The 18,383-nt window shown below is 59.2% G+C and carries 21 protein-coding genes; 4 read left to right on the forward strand and 17 right to left on the reverse strand.

Annotated features, from left to right (window positions below):
- Positions 1 to 48: 48 nt before the first annotated feature.
- From ACZ47E_RS11920 to rplU, 12 genes are all read right to left on the reverse strand, one after another.
- Complete coding sequence (locus tag ACZ47E_RS11920) at positions 49 to 1,377, reverse strand: S41 family peptidase (RefSeq protein WP_278067081.1); 1,329 nt, start codon at positions 1,375 to 1,377, stop codon at positions 49 to 51.
- Positions 1,367 to 2,764, reverse strand: a complete 1,398-nt coding sequence (locus ACZ47E_RS11925; protein WP_035208080.1) for a murein hydrolase activator EnvC family protein — start codon at positions 2,762 to 2,764, stop codon at positions 1,367 to 1,369. Before ACZ47E_RS11925 ends, ACZ47E_RS11920 begins: the two co-directional genes overlap by 11 nt.
- 159 nt (positions 2,765 to 2,923) lie before the next feature.
- Positions 2,924 to 3,406: a 23S rRNA (pseudouridine(1915)-N(3))-methyltransferase RlmH gene (gene rlmH / locus ACZ47E_RS11930; protein WP_004444109.1), complete on the reverse strand. Its 483-nt coding sequence runs from the start codon at positions 3,404 to 3,406 to the stop codon at positions 2,924 to 2,926.
- A gap of 157 nt (positions 3,407 to 3,563) precedes the next feature.
- Positions 3,564 to 4,052, reverse strand: a complete 489-nt coding sequence (gene rsfS / locus ACZ47E_RS11935; protein WP_006698315.1) for a ribosome silencing factor — start codon at positions 4,050 to 4,052, stop codon at positions 3,564 to 3,566.
- A gap of 69 nt (positions 4,053 to 4,121) precedes the next feature.
- On the reverse strand, positions 4,122 to 4,706 hold the full coding sequence (locus ACZ47E_RS11940; protein WP_044459702.1) for a nicotinate-nucleotide adenylyltransferase: 585 nt from the start codon (positions 4,704 to 4,706) through the stop codon (positions 4,122 to 4,124).
- A gap of 42 nt (positions 4,707 to 4,748) precedes the next feature.
- A complete protein-coding gene (locus ACZ47E_RS11945; protein WP_048902761.1) occupies positions 4,749 to 6,035 on the reverse strand; it encodes a glutamate-5-semialdehyde dehydrogenase in 1,287 nt (428 codons plus the stop codon).
- Positions 6,028 to 7,197, reverse strand: a complete 1,170-nt coding sequence (proB, locus tag ACZ47E_RS11950) for a glutamate 5-kinase (protein ID WP_278067082.1) — start codon at positions 7,195 to 7,197, stop codon at positions 6,028 to 6,030. Before proB ends, ACZ47E_RS11945 begins: the two co-directional genes overlap by 8 nt.
- The gene (gene obgE / locus ACZ47E_RS11955; protein WP_035208006.1) at positions 7,194 to 8,261 is read right to left on the reverse strand and encodes a GTPase ObgE; all 1,068 of its coding nucleotides are present in this window, start codon (positions 8,259 to 8,261) and stop codon (positions 7,194 to 7,196) included. Before obgE ends, proB begins: the two co-directional genes overlap by 4 nt.
- A gap of 169 nt (positions 8,262 to 8,430) precedes the next feature.
- Positions 8,431 to 9,024, reverse strand: coding sequence for a GNAT family N-acetyltransferase (locus ACZ47E_RS11960; RefSeq protein WP_004444123.1), 594 nt, complete (start codon positions 9,022 to 9,024; stop codon positions 8,431 to 8,433).
- Positions 9,021 to 9,653 carry a GNAT family N-acetyltransferase gene (locus ACZ47E_RS11965; RefSeq protein WP_004444125.1) on the reverse strand — a complete coding sequence of 211 codons (633 nt, stop codon included), beginning with the start codon at positions 9,651 to 9,653 and terminating at the stop codon, positions 9,021 to 9,023. The genes ACZ47E_RS11960 and ACZ47E_RS11965 overlap by 4 nt, the downstream gene beginning before the upstream one ends.
- Positions 9,654 to 9,784: 131 nt before the next feature.
- Positions 9,785 to 10,054, reverse strand: coding sequence for a 50S ribosomal protein L27 (gene rpmA, locus ACZ47E_RS11970; protein ID WP_004444127.1), 270 nt, complete (start codon positions 10,052 to 10,054; stop codon positions 9,785 to 9,787).
- 40 nt (positions 10,055 to 10,094) lie between these two features.
- On the reverse strand, positions 10,095 to 10,409 hold the full coding sequence (gene rplU, locus ACZ47E_RS11975) for a 50S ribosomal protein L21 (RefSeq protein ID WP_003492690.1): 315 nt from the start codon (positions 10,407 to 10,409) through the stop codon (positions 10,095 to 10,097).
- Between the two features lie 332 nt (positions 10,410 to 10,741).
- Between rplU and ACZ47E_RS11980 the strand changes: the two genes are divergently transcribed.
- Positions 10,742 to 11,182, forward strand: coding sequence for a metallopeptidase family protein (locus ACZ47E_RS11980; protein WP_003520258.1), 441 nt, complete (start codon positions 10,742 to 10,744; stop codon positions 11,180 to 11,182).
- Positions 11,183 to 11,201: 19 nt separating this feature from the next.
- Here the strand turns inward: ACZ47E_RS11980 and ACZ47E_RS11985 are convergent, their stop codons facing one another.
- Both ACZ47E_RS11985 and ACZ47E_RS11990 read right to left on the reverse strand, forming a co-directional pair.
- On the reverse strand, positions 11,202 to 11,408 hold the full coding sequence (locus tag ACZ47E_RS11985) for a DUF1737 domain-containing protein (protein ID WP_003505258.1): 207 nt from the start codon (positions 11,406 to 11,408) through the stop codon (positions 11,202 to 11,204).
- Positions 11,405 to 12,316 carry an HpcH/HpaI aldolase/citrate lyase family protein gene (locus tag ACZ47E_RS11990; RefSeq protein ID WP_278067083.1) on the reverse strand — a complete coding sequence of 304 codons (912 nt, stop codon included), beginning with the start codon at positions 12,314 to 12,316 and terminating at the stop codon, positions 11,405 to 11,407. The genes ACZ47E_RS11985 and ACZ47E_RS11990 overlap by 4 nt, the downstream gene beginning before the upstream one ends.
- 110 nt (positions 12,317 to 12,426) lie before the next feature.
- On the opposite strand from ACZ47E_RS11990, the gene ACZ47E_RS11995 reads away from it, so the two are divergent.
- From ACZ47E_RS11995 to leuB, 3 genes are all read left to right on the forward strand, one after another.
- Positions 12,427 to 12,657, forward strand: a complete 231-nt coding sequence (locus ACZ47E_RS11995; RefSeq protein ID WP_006698322.1) for a hypothetical protein — start codon at positions 12,427 to 12,429, stop codon at positions 12,655 to 12,657.
- Between the two features lie 161 nt (positions 12,658 to 12,818).
- Positions 12,819 to 13,424, forward strand: coding sequence for a 3-isopropylmalate dehydratase small subunit (gene leuD / locus ACZ47E_RS12000; protein WP_006698323.1), 606 nt, complete (start codon positions 12,819 to 12,821; stop codon positions 13,422 to 13,424).
- Between the two features lie 270 nt (positions 13,425 to 13,694).
- A complete protein-coding gene (leuB, locus tag ACZ47E_RS12005) occupies positions 13,695 to 14,807 on the forward strand; it encodes a 3-isopropylmalate dehydrogenase (RefSeq protein WP_045533463.1) in 1,113 nt (370 codons plus the stop codon).
- Here leuB and ACZ47E_RS12010 read toward each other — a convergent pair.
- The 3 genes from ACZ47E_RS12010 to cobA form a co-directional block, all read right to left on the reverse strand.
- A complete protein-coding gene (locus ACZ47E_RS12010) occupies positions 14,788 to 16,035 on the reverse strand; it encodes a cytochrome-c peroxidase (RefSeq protein WP_278067084.1) in 1,248 nt (415 codons plus the stop codon). The genes leuB and ACZ47E_RS12010 overlap by 20 nt on opposite strands.
- Before the next feature lie 199 nt (positions 16,036 to 16,234).
- Positions 16,235 to 17,551 (reverse strand): cobyrinate a,c-diamide synthase, encoded by a 1,317-nt coding sequence (locus tag ACZ47E_RS12015; RefSeq protein WP_278067085.1) that lies wholly within the window; start codon positions 17,549 to 17,551, stop codon positions 16,235 to 16,237.
- Complete coding sequence (cobA, locus tag ACZ47E_RS12020; protein ID WP_207588173.1) at positions 17,548 to 18,336, reverse strand: uroporphyrinogen-III C-methyltransferase; 789 nt, start codon at positions 18,334 to 18,336, stop codon at positions 17,548 to 17,550. The genes ACZ47E_RS12015 and cobA overlap by 4 nt, the downstream gene beginning before the upstream one ends.
- Positions 18,337 to 18,383 lie beyond the last annotated feature (47 nt).

Genomic DNA, 18,383 nt, shown 5'->3' on the forward strand with positions numbered 1-18,383 from the left:
AGAGGGTTTGTCAATCGAGATGGAGTGCCGGAAGCCGGCACAGCGCTCTTATTGCTTGTTGACCACAGCCTTTTCCGGGTTGGGCGGGAAAGACGGATCCGTCTTGACGCCACGCAACAGGTCAAGCGCATAGTTAAGCTGGATGTCGTCCTTGGCGTCCGGCGGAACATAGGCCGAAGAACCCGAACCTTCGTCCGTTTCGCTCTGACCCTTGATGTGCCCGGAGAGACTGGATTCGCCCTCTGCCGTGACGCGACCCTGCAATTCCGGCGGCAAAGGCTGCTCTACCTTGATATCGGGCTCGATACCTGTTCCCTGGATCGATTTGCCAGACGGCGTGTAATAGAGCGCGGTGGTCAGACGCAGCGCACCGGCCTCGCCGAGCGGAATGATCGTCTGAACCGAACCCTTGCCGAAGGAGCGCGTGCCGACAACGGTCGCGCGACGCAAATCCTGCAGAGCGCCGGCAACGATCTCAGACGCCGAAGCCGAACCGCCGTTGACGAGCACGATCACCGGCTTGCCGTCGGTCAGATCGCCGGCCGTTGCGTTGAAGCGGCGGGTCTCGTCGGGGTTACGGCCACGGGTCGAAACGACCTCACCACGCTCAAGGAAGGCGTCGGAGACATTGATCGCCTGATCGAGCAGACCGCCCGGGTTGAGGCGCAGGTCGAGCACGTAACCCTTCAGCTTGTCGGCAGGAACATCCGCCTTGATCTTCTTGATCGCCTTTTCGAGATCGTCGTAGGTCTTCTCGGTAAAGGAGATGACGCGCAGATAACCGACATTGTCGCCCTCGACACGCGACTTGACCGCGCGAACGGCAATCACGTCGCGCACAACGGTAATTTCAAGCGGCTTGTCGGCGCCCTGGCGGATGACGGTCAGCTTGATGGGCGTCTTGACTGCGCCGCGCATCTTTTCGACCGCCTGCTCCAACTTCAGTCCGCGAACCGGCGTACCATCGATTTCGGAGATGAAGTCGCCGGCAAGGATGCCCGCGCGGGATGCTGGCGTATCATCCATCGGAGAGATGACCTTGACCAGTTCGTTTTCCATCGTCACTTCAATGCCGAGGCCGCCGAACTCACCCTTGGTCTGGGTGCGCATGTCGTTGGCGTCCTTCGCATTCATGAAGCTTGAATGCGGGTCGAGCGAGCTGAGCATGCCATTAATGGCATTTTCCACCAGCTTCTCGTCATCCGGCGGCGTCACATATTGCGCACGCACGCGTTCGAACACGTCGCCAAAGATCGACAGCTCCTTATAGGTCGAAGGCCCGGCCGCCTGTGCCGGCATGCTCGCCGAATAAATCACGCTCATCGCCGTGGCGCCCATAAGCCCACCGATAAGGAGAAGCGAAACCTTACGAATCATTGTGCGCCCTTCCGGTATTTTTTGCGGTCCACCACGGTTGGGAATCAACCGGTACACCATCTTTCCTGAACTCAATGTAGAGCGTTGGCCTGTCGGTTTCCAGCGCCAATGCTGCTGCACTCGCTACTCTTTTCGCCCCCATGGAGGCGATCGGCTCTCCGGAGAACACGAACATGCCCTGCCGGGTTCTTACATTATCCATGCCCGTCATGACCACGTGATACCCATCGCCGGTATTGAGGATGATCATGCGACCGTAGCTGCGAAAATCGCCGGCAAACACCACGAAGCCGTCCGCAGGCGCCGTCACGATGGCCTCCGGGCCGCTCGCGACGACAACTCCCTTGGAAAAATGGCCCGTACCATCCGCATCGCCGAAGCGCCGCAGCACTTCGCCCGCCACCGGAAACTCCAGCTTTCCCTTCAAACTCGCGAAGGGATATGCGGGCGCAATACGGTTTTTATCGGGCATTCCAGCCTCGGCCGCGGCGCGCTGCTTTTCGCGTTCCGCCTCCGAAAGACGGGCCAGACGCTGCTCTTCCGCACGCGCCTTTTCCATCGCCTCCCGTACCGAGGTAATTTCGCCTTCAAGCGAACTGACCAGCCCTTCGAGGCTCGTCGCCTTGCTCGCAAGTTCTTCGGACCGCTTGCGCTCCGCCTCCAGCTCCGCCGCCGTCTGGGAATTCTTGCGGTCGTTTTCGGCAATCAGCAGGTCGAGGCGTTTTTCCTCTTCAAGACTTGCCGTCATCATACCCGTAAGATCGTCCTTTTCGCGAGCGATTGCCTGTCTGAGATCGGTCAATTCTTTGAGAGCGGCGACCAGCTTGTCCGTTTCACCGCGAATGCCGGGCACAACGGCGCCAAGAAGAATGGCGCTGCGAACGGAAGCAAGTGCATCCTCCGGCGAAACGAGCAGGGCGGGCGGCGGATTTCTGCCCATGCGCTGCAACGCGGCCAGAACCTCAGCCAGTACACCGCGCCTCTCCCGTAGAGACGCCTTGACGCCGTCCTCGCGCACCGAAAGCTTGGCCAGGCGATCCTCACCATCGCTGATCTTGGTTTCCAGCGCCTTGCGTCTCGCAGCCGACGCAATCAACTCTTCGCGGATACGGGCGCTATCCTGATTGAGGGATGCAATGCTCTCCTCGAGCTTCCTTGTTTTGTCCTCGGAAAGTCCGATACTGTCGACCAGCTCCTCCAGATCCTGACGGTTCTGGTCACGACGCTTCTCCAGCGACTGCAACTCATCTGGAGATAAATCGCCATTCTCGGTGGGAACGGCGCCTGCATCATCGCGCGAATAGGTCGGACCGATCCCCACAACGAAAGCAGCGAGAACCGCGCCCGCAAGGGCCGCGTGCCGTTTTCCTGGAGACTTCTTGTCCATCTGAACTTTCTTTGATGCCGAAGCAGGGAGCGCCGATATTAGGGATTTTACCGCGATCTTCCAAGAGGCCTGTAAGGGGCGGCCGACGACCATGCCCATGTCAGCCGTGTCGCCGAGCTTCATGTTGAAATTGCGACGGCACCCGCATCCGTCCACGCGTCATACCCGGTGATAGGGGTGACCGGATAGAATGGTAACGGCGCGGTAAAGCTGCTCGGCAATCAGAATGCGGACAATCTGGTGCGGCCATGTCAGTTTGCCGAGATTGAGAACGGCTGTCGCCCTGTCATAAAGGCCGGGATCGAGACCATCGGCCCCGCCGATGGCGATAACAAGTTCGCGCTTGCCGCTGTCGCGCAGATCACCGAAAAAGGACGCAAAGGCCGGGCTGTCGAGCGCCTTGCCACGCTCATCGAGTAAGATAAGCACTGCGCCATCGGAAAGATGCTTTTCCAGCATCGCCGCCTCTTCGCGCTTGCGGGTTTCTGCGTTTGATGCACGACTTTCCGCGACTTCGATAACCCGCGAAAATTCGAGCCCGACCGCCGGGCCAGTCTTGGCGAGGCGCTCGATATAACGGGTCGCAAGATCCTTTTCGGGGCCGGATTTCAGCCGTCCCACCGCAAAAATTGAAATCCGCATCGCAAACCTGCACGTGTCGTAACCCAATGGGCCACGCTCTTAACAGCATAGCGCGCGGATTCCTATGCGGCCGACCTGATTTCCGGCCAGAAGCATCGCTCCGAAGTCACAGGCGATCTTCGGCAAAAACGATGCCTTCGCTCAAAGGCTCACCGCATCAATGCAGCGTCTCTTCCGGCATGTCCGGCGTCGCCCACATTTTTTCGATGTTGTAGAAAGCGCGGATTTCCGGTCGGAACACATGAACGATGATATCGCCGGTATCGATGAGCACCCAGTCGCCGGTCTCAAGACCTTCGACGCGGGCGTTTCCGAACCCTTCATCCTTCATGTCTTTCAGAAGATGCTCGCAAATCGCCGAGACATGCCTGTTCGACCGCCCGGAAACCACAACCATGTAGTCCGCAAGCGCCGATTTTCCGGCAATGTTGAGAGAGACGATATCTTCAGCCTTGGAGTCCTCGAGGCTCGCGAGGACGGTGTCGAGGGCATGGCCGGCGGCATCGGCGCCACTGTCCTGGCCCTTCGGGATAGCAACGAATGCTCTTCCCTTGGCGTGTACTGTTGTCAGAGGTTTTCCTTTCCAAGAATGACAAAACAGGCACTGCGCGACGCGATTCTCTGCGTCACACAATGAAGGTGGCATCAAAGCATTAACTTTTCAAGATATGGAGCCTTAGACGGCGGCCACATACATCATTTGTGATCGGCCGTGTCATTTGCGGCCGTTACGTAGCGCGGTGGAGCTGAGCGTGGAACGCGGTCCATGAATGAAAACCCAGGCGGGCGCTGGTTTTTTCCATAAAACACCGGCATCGTCCTCATCGATCCGCGCCTGGCTGAAGGCCTGGGCCATGGTGGAGGAGAGGTAGGAAAGCGTCGAACCCGGCCTGTCGATCACCGCAATCGGGAAAGTCTCAGCAATCGTGCGCCATTTCTGCCAGTGATGGAAACTCTTGAGATTATCGGCACCCATGACCCAGATGAAGCGCACGTGCGGATTTTTCGCCTTCACCTTGGCGAGCGTATTAGCGGTATAGCTTATGCCTAGCGATTTTTCGAAAGCCGTGACCTTGATGCGAGGATCGTGAACGAGCTTTTCGCAGGCAGCGATGCGATCTTCGAGAGAGGCCAGCTCTGAGCGGCTTTTCAACGGATTGCCTGGCGTCACCATCCACCACAGCTGATCGAGACCGAGCCTGCGCAGCGCAATCTCTGCAACAAGCGCGTGACCGGCATGCGGCGGATTAAAAGAACCGCCGAACAGCCCGACAACCATGCCGCGCTCCACATGCGGCATGGTGAGATAACGTCTGTCGAGGCGCTTATCGGCCGGCAAATATCAGGTCCGTGTCTGGCCGGTGCCATGCACACGGTATTTGAACGAGGTAAGCTGCTCGACGCCGACGGGGCCTCGCGCATGCATCTTGCCGGTGGCGATGCCGATTTCAGCGCCCATGCCGAATTCACCGCCATCGGCAAATTGGGTCGAGGCATTGTGCAGCAGAATGGCCGAATCAAGTTCGTTGAAGAATCGCGCCACCACCTCGGCATCCTCGGCGATAACGGCCTCGGTATGGTTGGAAGAGTAGGTGCCGATATGTTCGATCGCACCGGAGATGCCATCCACCACGGCGACCGAAATGATTGCATCGAGATATTCGGTGCGCCAGTCCTCTTCCGTTGCCGGCGCGAGACCCGCCATCACTTCGCGTACGGCCTGCGAACCGCGCACTTCGCAACCAACCTCCATCAGAGCCTTGACGAGCGGCTCCAAATGCGTGGAAACGGCAGCAGCATCCACCAGCAGCGTTTCGGCCGCCCCGCAAATGCCGGTACGGCGCATTTTGGCGTTGACAACGATGCGTTTCGCCATGTCGAGATCAGCGGATTTATCGACGTAGATGTGGCAAATCCCCTCAAGATGCGCGAAAACCGGCACGCGGGCCTCCGACTGTACCCGGGCCACGAGGCTCTTGCCGCCGCGCGGCACGATAACGTCAACCGTGCCATTCAGGCCGCTGAGAAGCGCGCCGACGGCGGCGCGGTCGGTCACCGGTACCAGTTGAATGGCATGCTCGGGAAGACCCGCGATCTTCAGACCTTCCACGAGGCAGGCATGGATAGCACGCGATGAATGTTGCGAATCCGAGCCGCCGCGCAGGATCACGGCATTACCCGCCTTGAGACATAGCGCGCCGGCATCCGCCGTCACGTTCGGGCGGCTTTCGTAAATCACACCGATAACGCCAAGCGGCGTGCGCACGCGCTCCATCTTCAGGCCATTGGGCCTGTCCCATGCGGCGATGACTTCACCGACCGGATCGGGCAGCGCCGCGACGGAACGAATGCCTTCAGCGATACCGGCAATGCGGTCATCATTGAGCGTCAGCCTGTCAATGAAGGAGGGCGCAAGACCAGCCTGATCCGCCGCGGCTAGATCTTTGCGGTTAGCAGCAAGGATCGCCTCTTTCGAGGCTTCAATGGCGGAGGCCATAGCAAGCAGCGCACGGTTCTTCTGGTCCGCGCCAGCGATGGACAACGGTCGTGAAGCAGCTTTCGCCTGAGCGCCGATGGTCATCATCAGCGCGTCAATATCATGGCTCTGCTTCACGGCCTGTTCAGGCATGGACCTCATCCTTCTCTGCACTCTTAACTTTCACGGCGGCCCCGGTCATGACGAGGTCGTCGCGATGGATCATCGCCGCCCGTCCGACATAACCGAGGATCGCTTCAATCTCATTGGACTTGTGGCCGACGATGAGACGTGCCTCTTCCGCATCATAACCCGCGAGACCGCGCGCGACCTCACGGCCTTGCGCGCCGATGATGGCAACGGCATCGCCGCGCCCGAAATTGCCCTTGACCAGCCGCACGCCAGCGGGAAGCAGGCTTTTACCGGCATAAAGGGCCTTTTCCGCGCCGGCATCCACATGGATTTCGCCAGCGGGCTGCAATTGCCCGGCAATCCAGGTCTTGCGTGCCGTCACCGGGGTTCCGGATGGCGCGAACCATGAGGAGCGCGCACCGTTTTCGATGGCCTTCAGCGGATTGAGCGTCTTGCCTGACGCGATGATCATGCCACAGCCGGCAGCGGTGGCAATCTTGCCCGCATCGATCTTGGTGCGCATGCCGCCGCGCGAAAGCTCGGAAGCTGCACCGCCCGCCATGGCTTCGATTTCGGGGGTGATGTCCGCAATCGTGTCAAGGAATTTGGCGTCCGGATCGAGATGCGGCGGAGCTGTGTACAAGCCGTCAATATCCGACAGCAGAACCAGCAAATCGGCGCCCGTCATGGTCGCCACGCGCGCCGCCAGACGATCATTATCGCCATAACGAATTTCGGTAGTCGCAACCGTGTCGTTTTCATTGATGATCGGAATAGCGCCGATCTTCAGAAGCTGGTTGATGGTGGCGCGCGCATTGAGATAACGGCGACGCTCTTCGGTGTCGGAGAGCGTCAGCAAAATCTGGCCGGCAACAATGTCATGCCGCGACAGGCTTTCCGACCATGCCCGCGCCAGCGCAATCTGGCCGACAGCCGCCGCCGCCTGGCTTTCTTCCAGCTTCAACGCGCCCGAAGGCAGGCCGAGCACGGTGCGGCCAAGAGCGATAGCGCCCGAAGACACCACCTGAACATCCGCACCGTTTTTCTTCAGCGCCGCGATGTCTTCGCAGATGGCATCCAACCAGTCTTTCTTCAGGCCGCTTTTGCGGTCCACCAGAAGCGCCGATCCGATCTTGATGACGATCCGGTGGTGGCTGCCCAGCGGCTTGCGCGTCAGGCTCATAGGCGGTCGTCCTCTTCCTCGACCTCGCTCTCATGCGGCATGGACCGATCGGGAAGGGCGGTTTCGCCGCCATTGCTTGCCGACACGATGATGTCGCGAAGGGCGCGAAGGGCTTCCGTCATGCCGATATGCGCGGCAGCGGACAGAAGAAGCGGCGGACGGCCGCAGGCCTTTTCCAGTTCCTTGGCCTTCTTTTTCAGTTCCTTTTCATCCAGCACGTCGATCTGCGACAGCGCGACGATTTCCGGCTTGTCTGTCAGTCCGCCACCATAGGCATCGAGTTCAGCTTTGACGGTCTTGTAGGCCTTGCCGACCTTCTCTTCCTGCGCGGAAACGAGATGCAGAAGCACGCGGGTGCGCTCGACATGGCCGAGGAAACGGTCACCGATGCCGACCCCCTCATGCGCGCCTTCAATCAACCCGGGAATATCCGCCAGCACGAATTCACGGCCATCGATGGTCGCGACACCAAGGTTCGGATGCAGCGTCGTGAACGGATAGTTGGCAATCTTTGGCCGCGCGCGCGTCACGGTTGCAAGGAATGTAGACTTGCCCGCATTAGGCAGGCCAACGAGACCAGCGTCGGCGATCAGCTTCAAACGAAGCCAGACCGTCTTTTCTTCGCCCGGAAGACCCGGATTGGCATGAGTGGGCGCCTGATTGGTGGATGACTTAAAATAGGCATTGCCGAAACCGCCATTGCCGCCCGCGGCCAGGCGAAAGCGCTGGCCCTCCTTGGTGAGGTCGATAATCAGCGTCTCGTTGTCTTCTTCAAAAATCTGCGTGCCAACAGGCACCCGCAGCACCACGTCGGAACCCTTGGCGCCGGTGCGGGTCTTGCCCATGCCGTGCTGGCCGATCGAGGCCTTGAAATGCTGCTGGAAACGGAAGTCGATCAGCGTGTTGAGACCGTTGACCACCTCAACCCAGACGTCGCCGCCGCGTCCGCCATCGCCACCATCAGGGCCGCCGAATTCGATGAATTTTTCACGCCGGAACGACACGGCACCCGCGCCGCCATCACCGGACTTGATATAGACTTTTGCTTCATCGAGAAATTTCATCGGACTGCCGTTCTGTCGGTTTGCGGGCACCGCAACCAATCGTGCTGCGCCAAACAAAAATATCGTCGTTTCGAATACAAGCGCTTCTTCACAAGGTCAAAGACTATCGTGCGGGAAGCTCATGCGCGAGACAAGGCCGGTCTGGATCAAACCGGCCTTGTAATGTTCCTCAAATGCGATGCGGCTTAATGAAATCTTCAGCCGTGACCATCGTGTCGATATGCGCCACCATGGCGGCACGCGCCGTGGCGTAGATCTGGTGACAACCGGTCACCCGGAAGCCGAGCTTCTCCTGCACACGCAGCGAGGCGGGGTTATCCGCAAACACGCCGGAGTGAAGGGTCACTCCCGGCATGCGGCGAAAGAACCGCTCAACGACGGCGGCCACCGCCTCGGTCATGTAACCCTTGCCCCAGTAGAAGCGGTTGAGCCAATAGCCGAGATGCCACTCGCCATGCCGCAATTCCACCGAGACGACGCCGATCAGCGTATCGTCGCCGCTGGTAATGGCGAAATCCCAGTCAGGCAGGGTGCCGGAGGTGCGCAACACCAGCCACTCCAGCGCATCCTGCTTGTGGTAAGGCGCGGGAACGCGGGCCAGCATTTTCGTTACCGCAAAATCGCCAAGCGATTCCGCAATGCTGCCGGCATCGGAAAGGCGCTGTGGGCGCAGCACCAGACGCGATGTCTCGATGACGGGGCAGGGGCCTGGTGGCGCTATCGCAGGGGCCGCCCGGCGGCGGCTCAGTTCGAGCGTGCTCATCCCATGTCCCCCCAGCTCTTCAGCGAAACCCAGGTCTTGCGGTCCAGCCTATACCATTCGACCGGCACCATGCCACCGAGCGCCAGCGAACCGACCATGCCGGAGCCCTGGAACTGGAAACCGCACTTCTGGATGACACGGCGCGACGGGATGTTGGTGACCCGGCAACGGGCATCGATCTGGTCGATTTCACGCGTGCGAAAGGCCATGTCGATTAGCGCATGCGCCGCTTCGGTCATGTATCCCCGGTTCCAGTAGGGTTCCCCCAGCCAGTAACCGATCTCCAGCGTCTTTTCGTCTTCCTGGGGTTCGAGCGCGCAGCAGCCCAGAAACTCGCCATTGTCCATGCGGGTAATCGCATAGACGCACTTGCCAATCTCGCCAGCTTTGGAGCGTCGCACAAAATCCGCGGCGTCTTTGGCCGTGTAGGGGTGCGGCATACGCGACACCATGGTCGCGATATTGGCATTGTTGGCAAGATGGGCAAGGGCGTCGATGTCTTCTTCGTGAGGCTTGCGCAAAACCAGCCTCTGCGACAGTAAAACGGGGCAATCGCTCCTCGACCGATCGGGCCTCGGCCGTTCCTCGGGTGACCGTGATTGGTCAACCCTCAACAATTCAGCTTGCATGGTTCAGTCCCTCCTTGGGGTTAAAGAAAAAGGGGAGTTGGGTGGTGCCCCATCTCCCCTGTTTTCTTGACTGAACCTGATACGCCTCAGCCGGGTCGATGGGACACCGGCTGCATATGACGCTTACCGGCTTATTCTGCGGCTTCCGCTTTCGGTGCCACAGATACGAATACGCGGCCATTGGCCTTCGTACGGAAGTTCACGTTACCTGCGGTCAGTGCGAAAATCGTGTGGTCCTTGCCCATGCCAACATTGGCGCCGGGATGCCACTGCGTGCCGCGCTGACGCAGAATAATGTTGCCTGGAATGACAGCTTCGCCGCCGAACTTCTTTACGCCAAGGCGCTTGGATTCGGAATCGCGACCGTTACGCGAGGAACCGCCAGCTTTTTTGTGTGCCATTGGAGTTCTCCTTTAAACCTTGTTTCCCGTGTCGCGCCGATCAGGCAGCAACGATGTCCGTGATGCGGACGACAGTGTGATGCTGACGATGGCCGCGCGAACGCTTGGAGTTCTGACGACGACGCTTCTTGAAGGCGATGACCTTCTTGCCGCGGTTGTGCTCGACAACTTCCGCCTTGACGATGGCGCCCTTGACGAAGGGAGCACCGAACTTGGCGTCGGCACCTTCGCCAACAACGAGAACTTCGGTGAATTCTACAGTTGCGCCTGCCTCTGCTTCCAGCTTTTCGATGGTCAGCACGGCGTCGGCCGCTACGCGGTACTGCTTACCGCCGGTCTTGATGACTGCGAACATTTTTTATCCTTTCATGTTCGTTCCGGCTCTGCCCGCCTAAGCAAGCTGGCCGTCTTTTTATCAGTCGGAATTTGGTAGAAACCCGTCGGGACAGGATGTCCCTTTGAATGTCTGCCGGTGAAGCCGCCTTTTTGAAGGCGGTATTTAAAAGAAGGCGCACTACGCCATCAATTTGGGTGCCGATTACGCGAGACGCCGGTTTATGTCAAGATGAAGACGGCTTGAAAGTAACTGTAACGCCAAGAATTTCATGCTTTTTCGGCAGGCGCGGCAGTCAGGTCTCGAAATTTGCCCAGCAAGTGTTTATATGGGCCTTCCAACAAGGAGCAGAAATGGCCCGCATAGACCAGACCGACGATTGGCGGGACCGCCATGCGCCGACACTTTCCGCCTTCGAATCGCTTGCGATCGAGGCCTATGGCCACCTGCCGGAAGAATTTCGCGCACTGACGAAAGATCTCATCATCGAGATCGCCGATTTCCCGACCGACGATGTCTTCGAAGACATGGCACTCGAAACCCCTTTCGATCTCCTGGGGCTTTTCGAGGGCCGGGGCATCTCCGAACGTTTCACCATGGAAACGGGCGAGATGGTAAACCGTATCACGCTTTATCGACGTCCCATTCTAGACTACTGGGCCGAGAACGAGGAAACACTGGGTGATATCATCACTCATGTCCTCATCCACGAGATTGGCCATCATTTCGGCCTGTCTGATGACGACATGGAGCGGATTGAAGAAAGCGCCGACGAGGCCGCCGCCGATCGCTGATCGGGGCGGCCATGACTGCTTACTGCTCGCCGAGCTTCATGTCGGGATGGTATTCCTTGCCCTCGACCACCTTGGTCACGGCCTGGCCGCAATGCATGACGCCACTTGCCGCATTAAAGGCATAGCTTGGCGAACCCGCGAGTTCCCAGCCTTTGTTCAGCGCCTCGGTAACCCGGTGACAGAATTTCGCGTCGTCCGGTCCGGTGATGAAACGATAGACCTTCACGTCGTTTTTACCTTTCTTTGTGCGATGATATCGGCCATGGCGACCAGCCTTTCGGCCTGGTTTACATGCAGCCGTTCTATCATCCGACCATTCATGTTGATGACATTCAATTTCGCATATTCCGGTTTTGCGAAAGCCGCAATGATCTCACGCGCTTCCGCGACCGCAGTCTCGTCCGGGGCGAAACGCCGGTTAGCCGGCTCGATCTGAGCAGGATGGATCAACATCTTGCCATCGAACCCCATGGCGCGCCCCTGTTCGCATTCACCTTCGAAGGCCTCGATGTTACGAAAGTCGTTTGAAACGCTGTCGATGACTTCCAGACGGTACGCACGGGCGGCGAGCACAACCTGCATCATCCAGGGTACGAGATACATGCGGTCTGTCAGCGCTGGAACGCGCGTTTCCTTGCGGAGGTCGTTCAGCCCGATGACAAAAGCCGCCAGCCGTGCATCCGGCGTGTGGGCCGCGTCTGCAATCGAGGCGGCGTTCAGGACACCGAGCGGCGTCTCGATCATCGCCCAGATTTTCAGGGCTTCGGGCGCATCTGCTTCGGCCAGAAGATCAGCCACGTCATTGATATCCGCCGGCTGTTCCACCTTCGGCAGCAAGACTGCGTTCGGCCGACAGGAAAGAACAAGCTGCAGATCCGCCCTCCCCTCAGACGTGGAGAGGGGATTGATGCGAATAATGGTCTCGCCGCCGAAAAAAGGGGCTTCCGAAAACAAGGTTTTCAGATTCTCCCGCGCCTTGCCCTTCATGTCGGGCGCTACCGAATCTTCCAGATCGAGGATCACCCCGTCACAATCGAGATCGCGAATTTTCTCCAGTGCCCGGACGTTGATCGCGGGGACGGACAGCAGCGAACGGCGCGGTCGGACAGGAATATTTTCGGAAAAACTGACCATGCCGCACTTGTGTCAAGCTTTTGTGACATCTGCAAGCCGACAATCCACTGAATCCTCTTGCAAGCCGGAAGAAGAAGGCCCACATTCGTCTGGAAAGAAAGGTTTGGATCATGCAAGGCATACGTTCGTTTTTCATCGCCGCATCCGGCATTGCAATTCTGGCCATGGCCGCTCTTTTCACGGCGTCGCTTACGGTCGCTTTCATTGGCGTGCTCGCGGTTCTTAGCGCAGCCCGCCTCCTGTCCGCGCGTCTGAAGCCGGCTCCGATCCCTGTGAAGCCCCGCAGCCAGCGCGACATGCGCGTCTGGAACGACGGCAAGGGTACGATTATCGATCTCTGAGGTCGATGAATTCGGAAAAAGCACCGGCGGTGCGCGCAAGGCGTACCGATGAATGCGGGTTTGCGCTTCTAAAGCGACCCGTTTTGCAGTATTTCCCCAGTTAACTCCGGCCGGCTTTAGCCAGCGCCAGATTTTGTTCAGGGAAACACGGGAAGCGACAGATGGAAAAATTCACCAAGCTGACAGGCGTTGCCGCGCCCATGCCGGTCGTCAATATCGACACCGATATGATCATTCCGAAAGATTATCTGAAGACCATCAAGCGCACCGGTCTTGGCAAGGGCCTTTTTGCTGAATCCCGGTATCTCGAAGACGGTTCGCCCAATCCCGATTTCGTGCTGAACAAGCCCGCCTACCAGAACGCCCAGATCCTCGTCGCCGGCGATAATTTCGGCTGCGGCTCATCGCGCGAACACGCACCTTGGGCGCTGCTCGATTTTGGCATCCGCTGCGTGATCTCCACCAGCTTTGCGGATATTTTTTACAATAACTGTTTCAAGAACGGCATTCTTCCGGTTGTCGTCAGCCCGGAGAACCTGGAAAAGCTGCTGGACGACGCATCGCGCGGATCAAACGCCGTTCTTTCCATCGATCTTGAACGTCAGGAGATCAGCGGTCCCGACGGCGGTACGATCAGTTTTGAAATTGATGAGTTCAAGCGTCACTGCATGCTGAATGGCCTCGACGATATTGGCCTGACGCTGGAACATCGCGGCGCAATCGATACCTTCGAAAAGACCAACGCCTCCGCGCGGCCCTGGGCCTGATCCCACCTTCTACGTCGGGCATTCGCACAAGCGGGCCCGTCAGGAAAATGCGTCAAGGTAAAAGACTAAAAAGCCGATCCCGTACAAAACCGTACCGGATCGGCTTTTGCTTTGCTTGAAAAGCCCCTGAGGCAGAGATAAGAAGCCCCCGATCCCGTCTGGCTGCAATAAGACCTTGCAGATGCAGGACGGAACGAGTTTGACGCCGTGCTCGCCGCCATCGAAAACCCTTCTGGATGTTTTCCGGCGCGCCGCCCAAGGAGGGTTCCTATGACAGTTCGTTCGCTTTTCCTTCTGCCCGGTGATGGTATCGGCCCTGAGGCCATGGCCGAAGTCCGCAAGCTGATCGACTATATGAACAGCGCTGAAGGTGCCGGTTTCACAGTCTCCGAAGGCTTGGTTGGGGGTTCCGCCTATGACGCCCACGGTGTTGCGATTTCCGATGCGGACATGGAAAAGGCGCTCGCCGCCGATGCTATCCTGTTCGGCGCCGTCGGCGGCCCGAAATGGGATGGCGTTCCCTATGAGCATCGCCCGGAAGCCGGCCTTCTTCGCCTGCGCAAGGATCTTGAACTTTTCGCCAATCTGCGCCCCGCCATCTGCTACCCGGCACTCGCCGCCGCTTCCTCCCTGAAGCCGGAACTTGTCGAAGGTCTCGATATCCTCATCGTTCGCGAGCTGACGGGCGGCGTTTATTTCGGTGAACCAAAGCAGATCATCGACCTCGGCAACGGCCAGAAGCGCGGTATCGACACCCAGATCTATGACACCTTCGAGATCGAGCGTATCGCCAGTGTCGCTTTCGAGCTGGCCCGCACCCGCGACAACCGCGTCTGCTCGATGGAAAAGCGCAACGTGATGAAATCGGGCGTGCTGTGGAACCAGGTGGTTACCGAAACCCATGCTGCAAAGTACAGGGATGTTCAGCTGGAGCATATGCTGGCGGATGCCGGCGGCATGCAGCTGGTGCGCAAACCCAAGCAGTTCGACGTTATCGTCACCGACAATCTCTTCGGCGACATGCTTTCCGACGTCGCCGCCATGCTCACCGGCTCGCTTGGCATGCTGCCTTCCGCCTCGCTTGGCGCACCGGACGCCAAGACCGGCAAACGCAAGGCGATGTACGAGCCGGTCCACGGCTCGGCGCCTGACATTGCCGGCAAGGGCATCGCCAACCCCATCGCCATGATCGCGTCCTTCGCCATGTGCCTTCGCTACTCGTTCAACATGGTGGATGAGGCAACGAAACTCGAGACAGCGATTGCAAACGTGCTCGACAAGGGCATCCGCACCGCCGACATCATGGCAGAAGGCAGCCGCCAAGTCGGCACGTCCGAAATGGGTGATGCGGTTCTTGCCGAATTCAAGGCGCTTTCGGCGTAAGGCTTGATACAGGCTGGGCAGGCGACATAGCCGTCTGCCCGTTTTCCTTCGTAAGAAGATGCTCGTAGCGCCTGTCGGTCAGTGTCTTCAGAAAGGCGACAATGGCGTCGACCCGCTTGTCGTCCAGCGCCGGCGCTGATGTCAGTTCCGCCATGGCGATATTCTCAGGCACCTCAGGCGCGTCCCAGGCTCTGCCGGTTTCAGGATTGATCTGACGGCTCGGCTTCTTGCTCTTATATTTCACGTAAAACAGCACGACCGTGCGCAGATCCTTGAACACGCCATTGTGCATGTAAGGGCCGGTCACGGCGACGTTGCGCAGCGTCGGCACCTTGAATTTGCCGCGCTCAGCCGGATCACCGGCGACGATCGGATTCTGCGCAAGACCGAGATCGACTGCGCCCGGCTTCGAGCCATTTACGGCCCGGACAGGTGTATTGGCGGGCACACCGATGTTGAAATATTTGTGGTTGGTGAAGAGGCCGTCTTCCAGACCCTTGGCGCCCCGGATTTCGTGGCAGGTATTGCAATTGGTGAATTGCGTCGAGGAGATAAGAACCCGCCCCAGCTCTTCCTGATCAGTCAGCTTTTCCTCGCCACGCAGGAAGCGGTCATATCTGGAATCGAAGGTCGAGAACTCGTCCGATCGCTCAAAGCTCGCCAGCGCCTTCGTCATTGCGGCATAGGCGGTGTCGTCGTTCTCAAAAACATCCTTGCCAAACTGCGTGCCGAACGCCGCGACATAATCCGGATTCTCCTTGAGTCGCTTCACGACCGAGGGCTTGTCCGGCATACCCATTTCGACGGGGTTGAGCGGCGGTCCACCTGCCTGATCCTCCAGCAGCGAGGCGCGGCCGTCCCAGAACTGGCCACCCACATACTCTCCCGCCGCATTCCTGCCGAAAGGCGGTGAGAACCGGGCGTAGGCCGCGGTCGGCGCGTTGCGGTCGCCCAGTGAGAAACCGTCATCGCCGAGCGAAACATCGCGCCCAACCTTGTCGTTTTCCCGTCCATCGGAAAAACCGGCCGCCTGCATATGGCAGGTGGAACAGGCCATCGTTCGGTTCATGGAAAGATTGGGATCGTCAAAGAGCGCCGCGCCGAGCTTTTCCAACGTCGCATAATCTTCGCCGCCATGAGCAGCCACACCATCGAACCCGACACCGAAAGGAGCGAGCAGAACGGATGCAGCCAGAGCGGCGGAGAGAAAAAATCCGGGTTTCATCATCGGTAGGCACGCTCGAGATAAATGCGCGATAGCAGATCCGGGCCGCGGCAGACAGAACGGCTTCCGGCCCGGACTTCACGGAACATGGAGCGCCGGAAGTATTTCCGTCTTTCCATGCCCTCTGAGAGGACCCTATAACACTTTCTAACGGTCGGAGCCTACAAACTTTCACAGCTTGCTCCACTTTGCCGCACCGGGATCAAACGCCCCGGGCAATGGCGTGGAAAAACGTGCCCGAAACGAGGCCTCGCCTGCCGCCCGATGGCCCGAGCGGGCGACCCTGCCCGTCGGCTATCTCAGCAAAAGGCGCGTCTTGGCCGGGGTCGATGACCCGCGCATAATGGAATTCATGGCCGCGCAGAACTTCCCCTGCCGATCCGAGCGGACCATTCACCGCAATTGTTGCCTGCCGGTAGCCGAGATTCATCTTGCGCATGGCAAAGCTGGTGGCATGCGACAACAGACCTGTCATGGCATGGGTCACCCCATCGGCATCCTCCAGCGCCGCCCCCATCACCATGTAACCACCGCACTCGCCATGCACGGGCTTTGTCGCGGCAAAGCGGGTAATGCCGGCCTTGAAAACAGCGGCATTCGCGAGTTTTCCGGCAAAAAGCTCGGGATACCCGCCGGGCAGCCAGCAGATATCACAGCTCCCATCCGGAGCCTCATCGGCGAGCGGAGAAAAAGGCACGATTTCGGCGCCGGATGCATGCCAGTGCTTCTTGAGATGCGGGTAAAGGAAGGTGAAAGCTGCATCTTCCGCCAGCGCAATGCGCTGGCCGGGCGGCGCGATGGCTGCTGCTTTCGAACCCGGAGGCAGCTCGACCGGTGCAGCAAGAGACAACACGGCATCGAGATCGATGGATTTTTCCATTGCGTCCGCGAGCCTTTCGATATGTGCATCGATTTCCGGATGTTCGCTCGCCTGCACGAGACCCAGGTGACGTTCCGGCAGGATGAGGGAGGGATCGCGCAGCACGCATCCGGCAACCGGCAATCCGATTTTTTCGATGGCTTCCGTACACAGGAGCCTGTGCCTTTCGCTGCCGGCCCGGTTCAGCACCACCGCCGCCATGGTTACGGCGGGATCGTAATGGGCAAAACCGTGAGCAACGGCGGCGGCGGTCTGCGACTGACCGGACACATCGAGGACCAGCAGCACGGGAATGCCGAATAGCCGTGCCAGATCCGCAGCCGAACCGGTACGGTTTTCCGCCACCAGAATGCCGTCGAACAGGCCCATCGCGCTCTCGATCAGAATGAGATCGGCGTCCTGCGTGTGCTGTGAAAACAGGTGCCGCAGCAGCTCTGGCCTCATTGCCCAGCTATCCAGATTAAGACCTGACGAGCCGGTGGCGAAGGCATGGAAACCCGGGTCTATGTAATCGGGTCCCGTCTTGATGCCGCGTACCTTGATGCCGCGTCGGGCAAAAGCCCGCAGCAGGCCGATGGTCACGCTGGTCTTGCCGGATCCCGAGCGCGGCGCGCCGATGATGATCGCCCGCGCCGTCATGCCTGCGAAACTCCCAGCCGCTCGCGCATCGACACAATCTCTCCGATGACGATCAAGGCCGGCGCTTCGAAATTTTCCCGCATTGCATCGCCAGCTATACTTTCCAGCTTGCTAATAAAGATGCGCTCTTGTTCAGTTGTCGCCGACATGATGACAGCGACCGGCGTCGTCGCCGAACGTCCGCCCTGCATCAGAAGCTTTGCAATTGCGCCGATATTCTTCAGACCCATATAAACGACGATAGGCTCCTGTGTTTTTGCCAGCGCCAGCCAGTCCAGGTCCTCCTCCGTGCCAGCCGCATGACCGGTGGCGAGCGTCACGGCGCGACTGATCCCACGCATCGTGGCTGGAATACGCGCAGAAGCCAGCGCCGCCAGCGAAGATGTCATGCCCGGCAATATGCGAAACGGAACGCCGGCACGGACCAGCGCCTCCGCTTCTTCGCCGCCACGGCCAAAAATAAAGGGATCGCCGCCCTTCAGCCGCAGCACCTTTTTTCCCTGCCGGGCGAAATTGATCAGCGAGGCGGTAATATCGTCCTGCGTCGCAGAGGGCTTGCCACCGCGCTTGCCGGCAAAGACGATCTCCGCCTGGGGACCGAGCGCCACGACATCGTCACTCACCAGCGCATCACGCACGATGATCTCGGCCTGGGAGAGTGCCAGCGCCACTTCGAGCGTCAGATAACGCACATCTCCAGGCCCTGCGCCCGCGAGCCAGACGTGCCCCGCTTCGAAGGCCGGACCTTTTGCGGCAATACTGTTCAAAATCTGCGGTATCGACATTCTTCTCGGCTGCTTTTTAACGATGACGGAAAAAGCCGTCCCGGCTA

Source organism: Agrobacterium sp. 5Ca39 (genome assembly GCF_055382365.1).

Coding starts and splice junctions, on each gene's coding strand:
- ACZ47E_RS11990 (WP_278067083.1), bottom strand. CDS start 12,316: ATGGTCAGTTTTTCCGAAAATATTCCTGTCCGACCGCGCCGTTCGCTG.
- proB (WP_278067082.1), bottom strand. CDS start 7,197: ATGAGCCTGACGCGCAAGCCGCTGGGCAGCCACCACCGGATCGTCATC.
- leuB (WP_045533463.1), top strand. CDS start 13,695: ATGACAGTTCGTTCGCTTTTCCTTCTGCCCGGTGATGGTATCGGCCCT.
- ACZ47E_RS12010 (WP_278067084.1), bottom strand. CDS start 16,035: ATGATGAAACCCGGATTTTTTCTCTCCGCCGCTCTGGCTGCATCCGTT.
- ACZ47E_RS11995 (WP_006698322.1), top strand. CDS start 12,427: ATGCAAGGCATACGTTCGTTTTTCATCGCCGCATCCGGCATTGCAATT.
- ACZ47E_RS11960 (WP_004444123.1), bottom strand. CDS start 9,024: ATGAGCACGCTCGAACTGAGCCGCCGCCGGGCGGCCCCTGCGATAGCG.
- ACZ47E_RS11940 (WP_044459702.1), bottom strand. CDS start 4,706: ATGCCGCATGTGGAGCGCGGCATGGTTGTCGGGCTGTTCGGCGGTTCT.
- ACZ47E_RS11980 (WP_003520258.1), top strand. CDS start 10,742: ATGGCCCGCATAGACCAGACCGACGATTGGCGGGACCGCCATGCGCCG.
- ACZ47E_RS11920 (WP_278067081.1), bottom strand. CDS start 1,377: ATGATTCGTAAGGTTTCGCTTCTCCTTATCGGTGGGCTTATGGGCGCC.
- rpmA (WP_004444127.1), bottom strand. CDS start 10,054: ATGGCACACAAAAAAGCTGGCGGTTCCTCGCGTAACGGTCGCGATTCC.
- ACZ47E_RS12015 (WP_278067085.1), bottom strand. CDS start 17,551: ATGACGGCGCGGGCGATCATCATCGGCGCGCCGCGCTCGGGATCCGGC.
- cobA (WP_207588173.1), bottom strand. CDS start 18,336: ATGTCGATACCGCAGATTTTGAACAGTATTGCCGCAAAAGGTCCGGCC.
- leuD (WP_006698323.1), top strand. CDS start 12,819: ATGGAAAAATTCACCAAGCTGACAGGCGTTGCCGCGCCCATGCCGGTC.
- obgE (WP_035208006.1), bottom strand. CDS start 8,261: ATGAAATTTCTCGATGAAGCAAAAGTCTATATCAAGTCCGGTGATGGC.
- rsfS (WP_006698315.1), bottom strand. CDS start 4,052: ATGCCACCTTCATTGTGTGACGCAGAGAATCGCGTCGCGCAGTGCCTG.
- ACZ47E_RS11925 (WP_035208080.1), bottom strand. CDS start 2,764: ATGGACAAGAAGTCTCCAGGAAAACGGCACGCGGCCCTTGCGGGCGCG.
- rlmH (WP_004444109.1), bottom strand. CDS start 3,406: ATGCGGATTTCAATTTTTGCGGTGGGACGGCTGAAATCCGGCCCCGAA.
- ACZ47E_RS11945 (WP_048902761.1), bottom strand. CDS start 6,035: ATGCCTGAACAGGCCGTGAAGCAGAGCCATGATATTGACGCGCTGATG.
- rplU (WP_003492690.1), bottom strand. CDS start 10,409: ATGTTCGCAGTCATCAAGACCGGCGGTAAGCAGTACCGCGTAGCGGCC.
- ACZ47E_RS11965 (WP_004444125.1), bottom strand. CDS start 9,653: ATGCAAGCTGAATTGTTGAGGGTTGACCAATCACGGTCACCCGAGGAA.